The sequence below is a fragment of the Sediminibacterium ginsengisoli genome (assembly GCF_900167075.1).
Taxonomy (GTDB): domain Bacteria; phylum Bacteroidota; class Bacteroidia; order Chitinophagales; family Chitinophagaceae; genus Sediminibacterium; species Sediminibacterium ginsengisoli.
This window is the reverse complement of record NZ_FUWH01000013.1, coordinates 47,066-62,258: the sequence shown is the minus strand read 5'-3', so window position 1 is coordinate 62,258 and position 15,193 is coordinate 47,066. Positions and strand designations below refer to the sequence as shown.

Below are 15,193 nucleotides of genomic sequence, written 5' to 3'. Positions count from 1 at the left end.
AAATGCCCATATCATCCACAACGCCTAAATCATTCCGGGCATCTCCAGGCAGCTGGCTGAAGCGGAAGATATTGCAGGAGAAACTGCAGAATCCGTTCGGCCTTATCCTGTTCCTTTCTATTGCTGTCTGTGTTCCTTTCGTGATCGCCTATCTTGATTTTACAGCATCGGTGGTATTGCTGGTATCACTGGCAGCAATACCATCTGTATATGCCATTGTAGCGTATCCCCGTTTCGGGATGATCGTAACACTGGTAATGGCTTACCTGATTTTTGCAATCATCAGGCTGGGACTGGATTTCCCGGCGGGTGTATTGCTGGATGGCATCGAGTTTTTACTGGTGCTTGGATTTTTCATCAAACAGAAACAACGGCGCGACTGGAGCATGATGCAATCGCCGATGAGTATCATGATGCTGTTATGGATCATTTACAATGTGCTCCAGGTACTCAACCCGACCGCTGAATCCTATATGGCCTGGCTGTATACGATCCGTTCGGTGGCGCTGGTTACTTTCCTCTATTTCATTTTTGCCTATCATATCAGAACGGTACAATATATCAGGCTGCTGATCGGCATCTGGCTGGTACTGGCACTGGCTGCGGCTTTGTATGCATTCAAACAGCAGTTCTTCGGATTTTCAGCTTCAGAGCTAGCCTGGCTTACTTCCGATCCTGCCATTGCAGACCTGCTGTTTATCGGAGGCGAATGGCGTAAGTTCTCATTTCTTTCAGATCCGGTTGTTTTTTCCTATAACATGGTCATCACCAGTTTGCTGGCATTCTGTGTTTCGGCAATTGTAAAACAATGGTGGCTGAAGCTGCTGCTGATCATCGGCGGAATTGCATTCCTGGTAGCCATGTTATATTCAGGAACCCGTGGCGCATTTGTACTGGTACCATCGGCCATTGCATTTTATGCGATCCTGCGGTTCAACATGAAAATTTTTATTGGTGTCGGAATTATCGGCGCAATACTGGCAGTGCTGATTTTCATCCCAACATCCAATCCAACTATTTATCGTTTTCAGACAGCTTTCAAACCGGCCGCAGATGCATCCTTTACGGTGCGTGAGATCAACCAGAAAAAGATCAGACCGTATATTCTGTCGCACCCGATGGGTGGCGGATTGGGCGCTACGGGTGTATGGGGACAACGGTTCGCTCCTGACTCATACCTGGCAGGTTTTCCGCCGGATAGTGGTTATGTACGTGTAGCGGTAGAATTAGGCTGGATAGGATTGCTGTTGTATTGCATCCTCCTCTTCGTGATACTCGTAACGGGCATCCGTTATTTCTTCCGTATGAAAGACCCGGAACTGAAGACCTATTGCCTGGCCATGACGCTGATCGTATTTGTGCTGAACGTGGGCAACTACCCGCAGGAAGCGCTGGTGCAGTTTCCTAACAATATTTATTTTTACCTTGTTGTGGCCCTGATACATGTTACTTACAGGCTGGATCAGCAAAAGCAAAAAATCAACCGAACGGCATGAGCAGCAACACCATACAGAACCGGGATATTGTTGTAGTAGGACTGCAGCCCTGGGATACAGAGATCGGCAGCAACTGCAAGGATGTGGCGCTTGAATTCAGCCGCAGGAACCGAGTACTGTATGTGAACTACCCGCTCGACCGCATTACCCGTTACAGGCATAAAGACGATCCGAAAGTGCAGAAACGCGTGAATGTGATCAAAGGGAAAGAAAATGGCCTGGTGGTGATCGGTAACAATATGTGGAACCTGTATCCGGATGAAATGGTGGAGTCCATCAACTGGATAAAGAGCGATGCCGTATTTACTTATCTCAATAAGATCAATAATAAAAGGTTCGCGCGTGCTATTCTGAAAGCCGTGCAGATGCTGGGTTTCAAAGATTTTATCCTGTTCAATGACAATGATATCATCCGGAGCTTTTACCTGAAAGACCTGCTGAAACCAAAGACAAGCCTTTATTACTACCGCGATTATATACTGGGTGTTGATTACTGGAAAACGCATGGCCAGAAACTCGAGCCGTTGCTGATTGCGAAGAGCGATCTCTGTGTTGCCAATTCATTTCACTTTACTGATTACTGCAGGCGTTTCAATCCGCATTCCTATTATGTGGGGCAGGGCTGCGATCTTACCATGTTCACCGAACAACCCGGCGCACCGGTTCCGGCTGACATCAGTCATCTGAAAAGACCGCTGATCGGTTATGTGGGTGCCCTGCAGCAATTACGGTTAGACCTGGATGTGCTTCGTCATATCGCACAGGTGCATCCCGACTGGAGTGTGGTACTGGTTGGTCCGGAAGACGATGTTTTCCTTGAAAGCGACCTGCATTCAATCCCGAATATTCATTTCACCGGCCACCGCGATCCGGGCACCTTGCCTGGTTATATACAGGCATTCGATGTATGCCTGAACCCCCAGATCGTTAATGAAGTTACCATCGGAAATTATCCGCGCAAGATAGACGAATACCTGGCCATGGGAAAGCCGGTAGTGGCAACAAGAACTGCGCTGATGAGTGCTGTCTTCAGCGCGCACACCTATCTCGCAGATACAAAAGAAGATTATGTAACGCTGATAGAAAAAGCTTTACAGGAAGATTCTCCGGCCCTGCATGAAGAACGCAAACGTTTTGCCGGAACGCATTCCTGGGAAGCGCATGTGGATGCGATCTATGAAAAGATCGATATCGTGGAAGGCAATTAATATTTCCTGAAAAGATAATCGGTATTCAGTTTCAGGTGGCGGTATAACTCCCGGGCAATATGCATGAAGGGATTGCGGCTTTCGCGGAGAAAATTGCGCTTCATGGTACTGGGCTCTTCTGCCGAATTCAGCTGGGTAAAGAGCGACTGGAAATCCTTGTAAAAAATACCTTTTCCTTTATGCTGCAGGAAAGACATCATCATCCTGTATTCTGTAACATCACCTTTCATTCCTTCGGGATATCTTCCGAAACGTTCAAAAAAGTTGCTGCGGCGTAAATGCGGATGATCGCTGTAAGCATAAAACTTACGGTAACCCGGCTTGGCGATATTGAAATGCATCAGGCCGAAACCTTTCCCTGCATCTGTCAGGTAAGGATACCTGAAATAAGCATAAAAACGTGCCATGTCCAGCGAGGTGTCCTGTTCCATCATATCCAGCGCATCTTTTAAATGCTGCGGAAAAGTATCTGCCGGAGTGAAATCTTCCTGCACATACAGCGTATAAGGTGTTCGCACTGCATCCTGGCCTTTATTAAGGTTATTACCCAGTCCTTTGTTTACGGGTGTGGTGATGAGTCTGAAATGCAGTTCTTTCTGAAGTGCCATCAGCTTTTCAATATGTTCGGTCTTGCTGCCGTCGTCAGAAACAACGATCCCGCCAAATTCACAGCCTATATTCACAAAAGAACGCAGCAGCCGTTCCAGCGAACTGCTCCTGTTATAGTGTGTAACAAGCAGGGTGATATCGGGGAATTGAGATGCGGTTGTCATTTCTTGGTTATTAGATCAAGGCTCCATTTTAAAAGTTTGAACTGGAGGTACCCGGCCCGTAATAACAGCATGAACGGGTTTTTACTTTCGCGCCAGCCCGCTCTCTGCATGGTACTGGGCTCCGCCTCGGAATTGGCCTGCAGAAATAATTTCGTGAAATCATCGAAGAAAATCCCCTTTGCTTTTTTACGGATAAACGCAAGTGCCATCAGGTATTCTGTACGATCGCCGGAAAGTCCTTCTGCATAACGCCCGAATTTGCTGAAGAAATTGCTGCGGCGCAAATGCGGATGATCACTGTATAAATAAAATTTCAGGTGATTGTTATACCAGGGCGCGGCATGAAAGATCATTTCAGAAAAACCTTTGTTGTATGTACGGATATAAGGATACCTGAAATAAGCATAAAATCTCGCAATGTCAAGCTGCGGGTCAGCTTCCATCATTTCCAGCGCATCAGTGAAATGTATGGGGAAAATGCCGGTAGGGATGAAGTCTTCCTGCACATATAATGTATAAGGTGTTGTAACCGCGTCCTGGCCTTTGTTGATATTATTACCGAGTCCTTTGTTTACGGGAGTTGTTACCAGTGTAAAAGAAAACTGTTGCTGCAGTTCTGTTATTTTTTCGAGATGCATGCTTTTGCTGCCATCGTCGGAAACGATGATGCCGCCAAAGCTGCAGTTCAGATCGCGGAATGCGGTGAGCAGCCGTTCCAGTGAGTTGCTCCTGTTATAGTGAGTGATCAGCAGGCTTACACTTTTAAAATGGTAATGTGGTTTTTCCATTGGTATTAGCCGTAAATTTATTCAATTTATGGAACTTTTATCCAAGCTGAAAAATAAGCACTTTTTATCCCTGGCGGGCAATGCGATCATGTCGGTATTCGGCCTTGTGATCGCAGCTGTGCTGTATCGCGCCCTGCCGGTGGAAGAACTGGGTGTATGGGTCTTTTTTCAGTCAACGTTACTCCTGATCGACACTTTCCGTTCGGGTTTTCTTACCACGGCCTTCATTAAATTTTATGCAGGTGCGGAAAAGAACCGGGCGGCGGAGATCATGGGCTCGTCGTGGTACCTGGGACTGGCCATAACGTGTATTTTCATCGTACTGAATATTCCCGCGCTTTTTTTTCTGGATAAGATCGAAAACCAGGGCTTGCTGTTCTTTTTCAAATGGTTTGCGGTTACCTATATCTGTACTTTACCTTCTTTTATGGCATCCTGCGTAGTGCAGGCGCAGCAAAGGTTCGACCGGTTGTTATATATCCGGTTTGTAAGCCAGGTATTGTTTATACTGGGGATCGTGCTGCTGATCGTTACGGGAAAGAACAACCTGCAGAATATCATCTACGCGAACCTGGCAGCGGCTTTGCTGACCAGCCTGTTCACATTTGCGGCAGGTTATTCGGGTATCCGCGATTTCAGGTACAGGACAAAGAAAGGTATTAAGGAAATGTTCCATTTTGGTAAGTACAGCGTTGGTACCACTTTGGGTTCTAACCTGTTTAGAAGCTCGGATACGTTCATTATTAATTTTCTGTTAGGTCCGGCTGCCCTTGCTATTTATAATCTGGGTCAGCGGCTGATGGAAATTGTGGAGATCCCGCTGCGCAGTTTTGCGGCAACGGCGATGCCTGCTTTGTCTGCGGCTTACAACCAGGATAAACGCAATGAAGTGATCTATGTGATGAAAAAATATACTGGTATGCTCACCGTAGCGCTGGTACCGGTGGCGCTGGTGGCGGTATTGCTGGCAGATGTTGCAGTAGGGCTCATCGGCGGCGGTAAATATGTGGGAACGGAAGCCGCCAATGTATTCAGGCTGTTCATGACTTTTGCACTGTTATTTCCGGCCGACCGTTTCCTGGCGCTGACGCTCGATGTAATCCACCAGCCAAAGATCAATTTTTACAAAGTGCTGATTATGCTGGCTGCCAATATCGCCGGAGATTTTATCGGGATCCATTTACTTGGGAATATTTACGGGGTAGCCATTACAACCGTGATCCCGATCATCATTGGGGTACTGATCGGTTATTTCGCATTGCGGAGATACCTGCCGTTCTCGATGTGGAATATTTACCAGGTAGGTTATGCAGAACTCAGACTGCTGGTGCGGCAATTCTTAAGGCGGCCGGTTTCCCGGGATTAGTCAGCATTCCTCCTGGTGATGGCTGTTACCAGTGCATAAATACCCGCAAATACAATGATCAGCGAAATGAGGTCCATCAGCGTAAACCCGTCTTCACGGTTGAAATAGAACAAGGTATACAATTCAAAGCTGGCCGGTGCGGGCAGGATGATCATGGAAAAGCCGAGTGTAATGATCAGGATCGCTACAATAATGCGGAAAATGTTGAATCGTTTGTAAGCGGCTGAACGGCTGTTTTTTTTGCCGGTGGGAAGTATAACCTCGGGGTTATTGATCCTGAATCCCTGGTGATCCATACTGTAGCAGGGGTGTGCAGCCATCGCTTCAGAGAAACGACGGTGCAGTTCCTGTATCCTTGAAACATTGATAGAGTCGTGGTTATTGATCAGGGTAATGACCTCTTCCAGCTTTATATCGATATGGGTATCCCTTTCACTGGGTAAATCGGGAAAGTTTTGATTCGATATTTTATCCTTTATGCCCAAGTTTGGATATTTTTATGATGAACGCCTACAGGGTAATGCAGTCATTATGAGCGAATTTAAAAAAAAGGTATCCATTATCACAGTAAATTTTAATCATAGTCACATTACAGAGGAATTACTGGAATCCATTTCACGTACAAATACGTGGCCTGAAATTGAGATCATCGTTGTGGATAATGGCAGCAAAATCAATGCCCTCCCTGAATGGGAAAAAAGATACCCCGGGGTCAGGTTTATCCGCAGCGAGGTCAATACGGGTTTTGCCGGGGGAAATAATATCGGTATCCGGGCTTCAACCGGTGATTATCTTTTCCTGGTGAACAACGATACGGAATTTACGGAGGGACTGATAGACAAGCTGGTAGCTACGCTGGAAGAGAATCCGCAGGCAGGAATGGTATCGCCCAAGATCAGGTATTACCATGAGCCGGAAATTTTGCAATACGCCGGCTATACAGAGATGAATTATTTCACTGCACGTAACCGCTGTATCGGACAGTACGAGCCTGATCTTGGCCAGTATGACGGACGTACAGGCCCAACAGGTTTTGCACATGGCGCAGCTATGATGGTGAAGCGCGAGGCGCTCGAAAAGGCCGGTCCGATGAAAGAGAACTATTTCCTGTATTACGAAGAACTCGACTGGTGCGACAGTATCAAAAGAGCAGGCTATTCGGTCTGGGTAAATCTGCAGGCGGTTATTTTTCATAAGGAGTCGGTGTCGGTAGGGCAGAAAAGTGCACTTAAGGAATATTTCATGAACCGGAACCGCATCCTGTACATCCGCCGTAATGCGGCATGGTACCAGCGACCGGTATTTTATTTTTATTTTACGTTTGTGGTGATGCCAAGAAATATCCTGAACTATATCCGTGAGGAGCAATTTGATTTTATAAACCAGCTGTTCCGGGCGCTGTGGTGGAATATCACACACTCCGTAAACAGTAATTACACAGGTTTCAAAAACAAGCCATGATCTTTTTATTCTGGATAAGTCTGTTCATTATTTTTTACACCTATGCAGGTTATGGGATCCTGCTGTACCTGATCCTGAAACTGACGGGCCGAAAACGGAGAGTTCCGGCGGCGGACTATACACCAACGCTGACGCTGATCGTGGCGGCGTACAATGAAGAAAAGATCATCCGCGAGAAGATTGAAAATACCCTGGCGCTCATCTACCCGGCTGAAAGCATCAGGTACATTTTTGTAACCGACGGTTCTTCGGACAATACAGCTGCCATCATTGCAGAATACCCGCAGATACAGCTGATGCACAGGGATGAGCGTGCGGGGAAGATCGCAGCCGTGCATCGTGTAATGAAGCAGGTAACAACGGAAATAGTTGTATTTACAGATGCCAATACATTTCTTAATAAGGAAGCGCTGATCAAGATAGCCCGTCATTACCAGGATCAAAGCGTAGGTGCGGTATCCGGTGAAAAACGCGTGCACATTGAAGAAAGCGCAGATGCAACGGCAGGGGAAGGTTTTTACTGGAAATATGAATCGAAGCTGAAGCAATGGGATTCTGAATTGTATTCCGTTGTGGGTGCAGCAGGTGAACTCTTCAGCATCAGAACGGCGCTTTATCAGCCTGTTCCGCTGAATGCATTGCTCGATGATTTTATGATCTCGTTACGGATCGTGGAAAAAGGTTACAGGATCGTATACGAACCCGAGGCTTTTGCAACCGAAACTTCTTCTGCAAACGTAGAGGAAGAACTGAAAAGAAAAGTAAGGATTGCCGCAGGCGGGATCCAGTCTGTTATCTGGCTGAAAAGCCTCATGAATCCATTTAAGTATCCGTTGCTGTCGTTCCAGTATATCAGTCACCGGGTACTGCGCTGGACCATTACACCGCTGCTGATGATCCTGGTATTTTTCCTGAATATGGCGCTGGTATTAAGGCAGGAAGGAATGATCTATGACATGCTGATGGCAGCACAAGGGTTTTTCTATGCTTTTGCATTGCTGGGCTGGTTCCTCGAGAAAAAATCGGTACGTGTTAAGATCCTGTTTATCCCTTATTATTTCTGCATGATGAATTACGCTGTGCTGGCGGGTATCCTCCGTTATTTCACTACGGAGCAAACCGGCGTCTGGGAAAAGGCTGAACGTAAGTAGCCTTGTACAATCTCTTCCACATTCTGCTTTCAATTAGCAGCTGAAAAGCGGGCCTGAAAGTTTTAAAACCGGAGGAAAAGAACGCGCATGAATTTCCCGGTTGACAATGCTGAATTACAGAAGGTTGCACAATTATTAGTGAAGAAGCAGGAAACCATTTCGGTTGCAGAAAGCGTAACAGCCGGCCTTTTACAGGTGTCTTTCGCATCTGCTGAAAATGCCATACAGTTTTTCCAGGGCGGGATCACCGCTTATAATCTCGGTCAAAAATGCAGGCATCTGAAGATAAATCCGATCCAGGCCGAAAATTGTAATTGTGTATCCGGCGATACCGCTGAAAGTATGGCTTTGCATTGCTGTGAGCTGTTCAGCAGCGAATGGGGAATAGGAATTACCGGCTATGCATCGGCCGTGCCGGAATCCGGAAATAAATTGTTTGCTTATGCTGCTGTTGCATATAAAGGGAAGATCTTAAGCAGCAGGCGATTACGCTTACCTGAAGGCAATATGCAGCAGGCGCAGGCTTATTATGTAAATCATGTGCTGCAAGAATTATCACGGCTGATGAAACGGAAAAAATAAAGCGATACAGGCTGTCTTTATATAACCTGTATCGCTCTGCATTATAATTGATCAGGCCTCTTCTTCCTCTTCCTCATCTTCCATATCTTCCTCTTCTTCATCATAATCCTCTTCGTCCTCTTCGCCTTCTTCTTCGTCACCTTCTTCAGCAGCTTCATAATTTACATTGTTCTCTGCAATGGAAGTGAGGAGTTCGTCGGTTTCTTTTTCCTCTTCGAGGGTACTGGAGAGCAATTCGGCAACATCTTCGAGCCCGAGGGTGGTAGCCAGCTGGCGCAGTCCGCCATATGTTGCAATTTCATAATGTTCTGCTTTCTGCGCAGCCATGATCAGGCCAACATCGCGGGTTGCAGTGCCGGCATCGGTGTCTTCGATAATACTTTCCCCTTCTTTTGCAAGGCCTTCCATGGCTTCACATTTTTTAGCCTGGGCTTTTTTACCCAGTATGGAGAACACTTCTTCCAGACGGCTCACATGCGTTTTAGTGGTTTCGAGGTGGTCTGCGAAGGCCTGCTGCAGTTCCTGCGATGTGGCAGCTTTCCTGAGTTTGGGCAGTGTAGTCACGAGTTTCTTTTCTGCCCAGTAAATATCTTTCAGTTCGTCAATGAAGAACTCCATCAGCAGCGGATCGCTACTTTGTTTCGGAGCGCTTTTTTTTGCCGGTGTTTTCTTTGCTGCTGTTTTTTTTGCAGGTGTTGTTTTCCTGGCAGCAGACTTAGTTGCTGTTTTTGCCATAGTTGTGTTTTTTGTACTCTGTTATCAAAGCCATGCCATCATTGCAGAAGAGGTGCACGCATATTGTCAGCAACAGGTTGCGTAATTAATTCTACATGGATTGCGGGGATATGTATACAATAAATCGTAAGCTCTGAGGAGATTGTCAGGGGCGGCTGGCATATAATTTTACATTGAGCCGGCATGAGATCGCTTACCATTCTGCCGCCACCCGATACCGGGGATAGCCAGACAAATGCTGTGATTACGAGAACTTGCCCGGAAGCAGGAGCAGCCCGCGAATTATACCGTATTGTATTTAACCGTTTTAATACAGTTCATGAATGGTCGCGCTACATGAAGGAGGCCGAATCCATTTTTACGTTGTGTAACAACAGGGGGGAACGCGTTATGCGGCTGCCCAGGAAAGGCGATTACCTGCGCATGGACATAGCAGGTGAACATGGGTTCAAAGGCAGTGGTTATTACTGGTTTCTGATTGAAGCTGCCGGAGTTCTCCAGTCGGCAGCAGCAGATGAAGGCTATTATATCCGGTTACATACTTCCGCCGGGCCGGATATAGAAAAAAATACAGTGGCTTTTATTCCTCCCGCTCCTGGCAATGGTATACTTCAGATCCGCAGAACAGGCAATGCCGTAACCGTCCGCATCAATATGCCGCCTTCGGGTGATGCCCTGCCATTTGAGAAGGCGGCTGCCTGGCAATGGAATAAACTGGCTGCGGGGCTTCTCCAGACCGATCAGCCCTGTGCTCCCGTACGGGCCTGAGGCTGTATTGTACTTTCTGGCCAATGTAATATCTTCGGTAACTGAATATGGCCAGTGTACTGATACAATTTGCACATCCTGCTTTCAGCAGGTCGAGGGTTCAGAAAGCCCTTGTTAAAGCCTGCCGTAACCTGGAGGGCGTTACTTTCAACGACCTTTACGAACAATACCCCGACCTGTACATCGATATAAGAAGGGAAAAGGAATTACTGCTGCAGCACGATGTGATCATATTGCAGCATCCTTTTTACTGGTACAGCGGCCCTGCTATTATTAAACAATGGCAGGACCTAGTGCTGGAATATAACTGGGCTTATGGCCCTTCCGGTTATGCATTGCAGGGTAAGAAGCTCATCAGCGCCATTTCGTGCGGCAATACAGCAGACGCATATGATGAGAACGGCATGCATGGTTTTCCTTTAAAACAATTTCTGTTACCATTTCAGCGTACGGCACACCTCTGCAGGATGGAATACCTGTCGCCCTTCGTGGTGTTTGGTGCGCATCGTAAAACGCAGCAGGAAATTGATGCAGAAGCTGATGTATATGCAAAACTGATAGCCGGTTTTGTTGCTGATCGTTTTACAGGTAAACAATGTCATACCGTTGAATACCTGAACCAGCTATTATCCACTCCATAATTTAACCCGATGCAGGATTCATTTATTTTCCAGGCCATGATCTACCTGGCGGCAGCCGTGATCCTGGTGCCGCTTGCCAAGAAAACAGGTCTGGGTACCGTTCTTGGTTATCTCATTGCAGGTGTACTGATTGGTCCGGCCTGTTTCCGTTTTATCGGTAGCGAAGGGCAGGACCTGATGCATTTTGCCGAGTTCGGTGTTGTGATGTTATTGTTCGTGATAGGGCTGGAACTGGAGCCCTCGCGTTTATGGCGTATGCGGAAGACCATTGCCGGAATGGGCGGACTGCAGGTTGGGATCACGGGAGTTGTTGTCACTGCAATAGCATTGCTGCTGGATATTCACTGGAAACAAGCTGTTGCATTGGGGATGATCGTTTCCATGTCGTCAACGGCAATTGTCTTGCAATCTCTGAATGAAAAAGGACTGATGAAATCCGCAGCAGGGGAAAGTTCTTTTGCAGTTCTGCTGTTCCAGGATATAGCTGTGATCCCGATGCTGGCATTGTTCCCGCTTTTATCGCTTAATGAAAAAGAAGCGAATACGGCTGCACATGGCAGCAGTTTTACTGCACATTTCCCGGCCTGGGCACAAACACTTTTCGTATTCGGGTCTGTACTGGCGGTAGTGGTGATCGGCCGTTACCTGGTGCGCCCTTTCTTCCGTTTTATTGCCCGGATGGCATTACGGGAAATGTTTACCGCGGCTGCTTTGTTGCTGGTGGTAGGAACGGCTGTGCTGATGACTTCCGTTGGATTGAGCCCTGCCCTGGGCGCTTTCCTTGCAGGCGTAATGCTTGCCAACAGTGAGTACCGGCATGAACTGGAAAGCGATATCGATCCGTTCAAAGGATTATTGCTCGGGTTGTTCTTTATTGCAGTAGGCGCTTCCATCGATTTTAACCTGATCTATACAAGGCCGTTGCTGATCTTCGGCCTGGTACTGGGTGTAATGCTGGTGAAAATGCTGGTACTGTTCTTTACCGGTAAAGTATTCCGTATGACCAAAGGCCAGAACGCCATATTCAGCTTTGGATTGTTACAGATAGGAGAGTTTGCGTTTGTGTTGCTGAGTTTTTCGTCGCAGGAAGGAATTTTATCCAAAGAGCTTACAGATACAATGGTTGCAGTGGTAGCGATCAGTATGGCATTGACACCGCTGGCAATGCTGCTGAATGAAAAACTGATCCTGCCGCGGATCTGTTCTGAAAGTGAACTCCCGCAGGATGAAAGAGAACCCGATGTTCAATCGGAAGAAAACCCGGTGATTATTGCTGGCTATGGCAATTTCGGGAATACCGTAGGCCGTTTTCTCCGAGCCCACCAGGTTGGCACAACAGTATTGGATGTTGACAGCGATAATGTAGATACTTTACGTCGTATGGGTTTTAAGGTGTATTACGGCGATGCCAGCCGCCGGGACCTGCTCGAGATCGCAGGTGCAAGGAAAGCAAAGCTGATCATTATAGCCATCAATGATGAGGAGAAAAGAAAGGAAATGATCGAGACCATTAAAAAGCATTTTCCCAACCTGCGTATGCTGGTGCGGGCAAGCAACCGGCAGGACGCCTACGACCTCATGAATGCGGGTATGCTGCACATTTACCGCGAAACACTCGATACCAGCATCAGGGTCGGGATCGATGCAATGCGTATGCTTGGTTACAGGGCACATGAAACGACGAGGTCTGCCAAAACCTTTTTTGTACAGGATGAAAAAACGCTGAGGCATTTATCATCCATACGAAATGACGAAGAATATGTAAATGCGGTGCGTAAAAATACTGAAGAACTCGAAGCGATACTGCAGGCAGATCATGCAATGGTGCATCAGAAATCCGGAGGCTGGGAGGGGCGCTGATCTTATTTTACCCCAACCCTGATGGCTTTAAGTCCGCTCACGCCTTGCAGTTCTTCCAGCTCCAGTTCCTCTATTTCCTGTTCGAGAATGCCTTTTTCCTGGAGATAATGGATGTACTCGATATACTCTTTTGCTTCTTTCCGGTTGAAGTAAACAAGGGCGATCTTGTCAGGTTGTGTAAGTCTTTCACCGGATGATTTTACATGCACTTTATCGATCCTTTTTTTGATCACCTGGTAACGGATATTGTAAGTGCCTTCCACATCAAATCTTTTTTCATCATTGCGGAAGCTGATGTCGATGGTGTTCGCGTGGATAAATATCAGTTGTGTGGTCTGCAGCGGTTTAGGGATCTGGTCTACCAGTGAGCGCGTCATTTTTGCAATGGCCGCCATGGAGGTGAGTTGCCAGAGCCTGATATTTTTAAGATAAGCGTAGTTGAAGGCTTTGGCCGGTGCAATGGATTGACCGATATAAATATCGTACTCGATACCATCGGTCCTGAATTTTTCATAATAGCAGGGATACGTCTGCTGCAGTTCATCTTTGAACAGGTCGAGATAATTGCTGATAGCGAAATTGATCGTTTGCATGGATGTTTCCAGCTGGCGCCTGTTGATATGGGCAATACCACGTTCTTCGTCCACCGCATCGAAATAGGGGGTGATCAACGGACTGATATCGGGGTTGGTATCTTTAAAATGCAGCAGGAGGGGAACCACATCATGCTGCAGGAATTCTTCAATTTTCTGTTCATCGATCTCAGCCAGCACATCGATCACAATATTAAGCCAGCGTTTGCATTTGAAAATGAGCTGGTCTATCATATTCAGCTTCAGCGTATCATTGAGCCTTTCCAGCACATGTATCAGCAGTTCAAAATGATTTATGAAATCGGCGCGTAAAGCCTTGTTCCTTTCAATGGTGGAATTACGGATATCGATGGCTCCATAAATCGGGTAGACATTCTTAAAATAAACAGGTTCCAGCTCCGGCGTTTTTTTACCGCTCTGGATGCCCTGCAGGTAATGCCAGGCCACTTCATTGAATTTCCACTGTACGGCAGGTTGCATGGCAGTGAATTTATCACGGATGATGCTATTGATACCTGAGTTGAATTCATCGATTGACTGCTGCATCAGCTGTGCAAGTAATGGAACGGCGGTTTTTAATTTCTCGAGTGTATTCTCTGAAATACTTTCTTTCTCACGCGAGTATATTTCTAGCACACCGGCTATCCTGCTGTTATAATAAACAGGCAATAAGGCATAAGCTTCTATACCCTGCTGTTTCAGGATCTGGAGATGTTCTTTCTTTTCGTCTCTGATGGAAGAGGCTACAGAACGTACAAAATAGGATCTTGGATTCTGCAGGTATTGTTCCAGCAGCTGGATATAAGCCTGTCCGCCCATACCGCTTTCGGCATTACTTACCAGTATGCTGTTGCTGCACAGGGATCCGTCGAATACTAATTTGTCGTTCACACGCAATACAGGCATAAGCCCGAATTCTACCTGCGGGTTTTCTACCAGTGTTTTCAGTGAATGGATCACATCTGAAAAGCAACGGTCCATTTCTGCCGCGGCGCGGTTGATGATGATGTTCTTGATATGTTCAACCGCATAGTTGGAAGTAACATCGGTCAGCGTCAGCACCGCGAAACCTTCAAAGCGGAAAAGCGATAAGGGTAGCTTGCTGCGGAGGGTTTCCATATTGACCGCTTCTTCGCCTTCTTCATGCAGATCGGAAGGTTTCAGTTCCGGTACCGGCCCTTTCGCCAATACTTTGATAAAGCTGCTTTCTACATTCACCCGGTAGTATTTCACAAGACCGGTTTGCGGGTTGGGGAAAGCCTGTATCATTTCCTCTTTGGTATGAAAAGGATTGAAAGAGTAAAAGCTGTCGAATATGAGTGAATAAACAAAATTTCCTTTTTCCTTTTGCACTTCCTCACTGCTGCCGGCGTTCACGATATTACATTTGATCTTACCGGTTGTTTCGTCGGTCATTAATTCACCCAGTGCATCAGTTGCGTAAAAGATAACCGGTGCAGCTGCCATAGCCAGTGCCCATAAAGATTGCTGGTGATCTGTAAGCGCAGGCGTAAGTGTGGCGAAAACGAGTTCGAGCAGGTCTTTGTATAATGGTGCCTGTTCCGGGGTAAAACTGCCTTGCGGAATTTTAGCTGCTTTGAATTGCTTCAGCACCGATTCGTAAAATTCTTTTTTCAGGCTGGTCTCGCCGGCGATCTTTTTTTCAAGAAAGCTGGTGAAACGATCAAACGAGATCACTGAATCAACCATTTCCGGCACCACAGCCCCTGCATCCCTTATATCCAGTAAAGTTGTTCTCATCTAAGAAGTT

At 46.8% G+C, this 15,193-nt stretch carries 14 protein-coding genes; 9 read left to right on the top strand and 5 right to left on the bottom strand.

The window, feature by feature from the left end:
• The first annotated feature begins 2 nt into the window (after positions 1 to 2).
• Entirely contained in the window at positions 3 to 1,496 is a 1,494-nt protein-coding gene (locus B5D42_RS16600) for an O-antigen ligase family protein (protein ID WP_078832711.1), read from the top strand.
• Positions 1,493 to 2,704, top strand: a complete 1,212-nt coding sequence (locus B5D42_RS16595; RefSeq protein WP_078832665.1) for a glycosyltransferase — start codon at positions 1,493 to 1,495, stop codon at positions 2,702 to 2,704. Before B5D42_RS16600 ends, B5D42_RS16595 begins: the two co-directional genes overlap by 4 nt.
• Here the strand turns inward: B5D42_RS16595 and B5D42_RS16590 are convergent.
• Complete coding sequence (locus B5D42_RS16590) at positions 2,701 to 3,477, bottom strand: glycosyltransferase family 2 protein (RefSeq protein WP_078832664.1); 777 nt, start codon at positions 3,475 to 3,477, stop codon at positions 2,701 to 2,703. The two genes, B5D42_RS16595 and B5D42_RS16590, sit on opposite strands and share 4 nt — an antisense overlap.
• Entirely contained in the window at positions 3,474 to 4,265 is a 792-nt protein-coding gene (locus B5D42_RS16585; RefSeq protein WP_078832663.1) for a glycosyltransferase, read from the bottom strand. Before B5D42_RS16585 ends, B5D42_RS16590 begins: the two co-directional genes overlap by 4 nt.
• A gap of 28 nt (positions 4,266 to 4,293) precedes the next feature.
• Here B5D42_RS16585 and B5D42_RS16580 point away from each other — a divergent pair, with 28 nt between their 5' ends.
• A complete protein-coding gene (locus B5D42_RS16580) occupies positions 4,294 to 5,631 on the top strand; it encodes an oligosaccharide flippase family protein (RefSeq protein ID WP_078832661.1) in 1,338 nt (445 codons plus the stop codon).
• Here the strand turns inward: B5D42_RS16580 and B5D42_RS16575 are convergent.
• A complete protein-coding gene (locus B5D42_RS16575; protein WP_078832660.1) occupies positions 5,628 to 6,116 on the bottom strand; it encodes a hypothetical protein in 489 nt (162 codons plus the stop codon). The two genes, B5D42_RS16580 and B5D42_RS16575, sit on opposite strands and share 4 nt — an antisense overlap.
• 46 nt (positions 6,117 to 6,162) lie before the next feature.
• On the opposite strand from B5D42_RS16575, the gene B5D42_RS16570 reads away from it, so the two are divergent.
• The 3 genes from B5D42_RS16570 to B5D42_RS16560 all read left to right on the top strand — a co-directional run bounded on the left by B5D42_RS16570 (position 6,163) and on the right by B5D42_RS16560 (position 8,825).
• Positions 6,163 to 7,092, top strand: coding sequence for a glycosyltransferase family 2 protein (locus tag B5D42_RS16570; protein ID WP_078832659.1), 930 nt, complete (start codon positions 6,163 to 6,165; stop codon positions 7,090 to 7,092).
• Positions 7,089 to 8,243: a glycosyltransferase family 2 protein gene (locus tag B5D42_RS16565; protein WP_078832658.1), complete on the top strand. Its 1,155-nt coding sequence runs from the start codon at positions 7,089 to 7,091 to the stop codon at positions 8,241 to 8,243. Before B5D42_RS16570 ends, B5D42_RS16565 begins: the two co-directional genes overlap by 4 nt.
• A gap of 87 nt (positions 8,244 to 8,330) precedes the next feature.
• Positions 8,331 to 8,825 (top strand): CinA family protein, encoded by a 495-nt coding sequence (locus B5D42_RS16560; protein ID WP_078832657.1) that lies wholly within the window; start codon positions 8,331 to 8,333, stop codon positions 8,823 to 8,825.
• A gap of 51 nt (positions 8,826 to 8,876) precedes the next feature.
• Here the strand turns inward: B5D42_RS16560 and B5D42_RS16555 are convergent, their stop codons facing one another.
• Positions 8,877 to 9,560 (bottom strand): YciE/YciF ferroxidase family protein, encoded by a 684-nt coding sequence (locus tag B5D42_RS16555; protein ID WP_078832656.1) that lies wholly within the window; start codon positions 9,558 to 9,560, stop codon positions 8,877 to 8,879.
• Between the two features lie 183 nt (positions 9,561 to 9,743).
• Here B5D42_RS16555 and B5D42_RS16550 point away from each other — a divergent pair, with 183 nt between their 5' ends.
• The 3 genes from B5D42_RS16550 to B5D42_RS16540 are packed head-to-tail and all read left to right on the top strand — an operon-like array spanning position 9,744 to position 12,829.
• Entirely contained in the window at positions 9,744 to 10,328 is a 585-nt protein-coding gene (locus B5D42_RS16550) for a hypothetical protein (protein ID WP_078832655.1), read from the top strand.
• Between the two features lie 47 nt (positions 10,329 to 10,375).
• Positions 10,376 to 10,969, top strand: a complete 594-nt coding sequence (locus tag B5D42_RS16545; protein WP_078832654.1) for an NAD(P)H-dependent oxidoreductase — start codon at positions 10,376 to 10,378, stop codon at positions 10,967 to 10,969.
• Positions 10,970 to 10,978: 9 nt separating this feature from the next.
• On the top strand, positions 10,979 to 12,829 hold the full coding sequence (locus B5D42_RS16540) for a monovalent cation:proton antiporter-2 (CPA2) family protein (RefSeq protein ID WP_078832653.1): 1,851 nt from the start codon (positions 10,979 to 10,981) through the stop codon (positions 12,827 to 12,829).
• Between the two features lie 2 nt (positions 12,830 to 12,831).
• Here B5D42_RS16540 and B5D42_RS16535 read toward each other — a convergent pair whose 3' ends face one another.
• The gene (locus B5D42_RS16535; protein ID WP_078832652.1) at positions 12,832 to 15,183 is read right to left on the bottom strand and encodes a hypothetical protein; all 2,352 of its coding nucleotides are present in this window, start codon (positions 15,181 to 15,183) and stop codon (positions 12,832 to 12,834) included.
• Between the last annotated feature and the right edge of the window lie 10 nt (positions 15,184 to 15,193).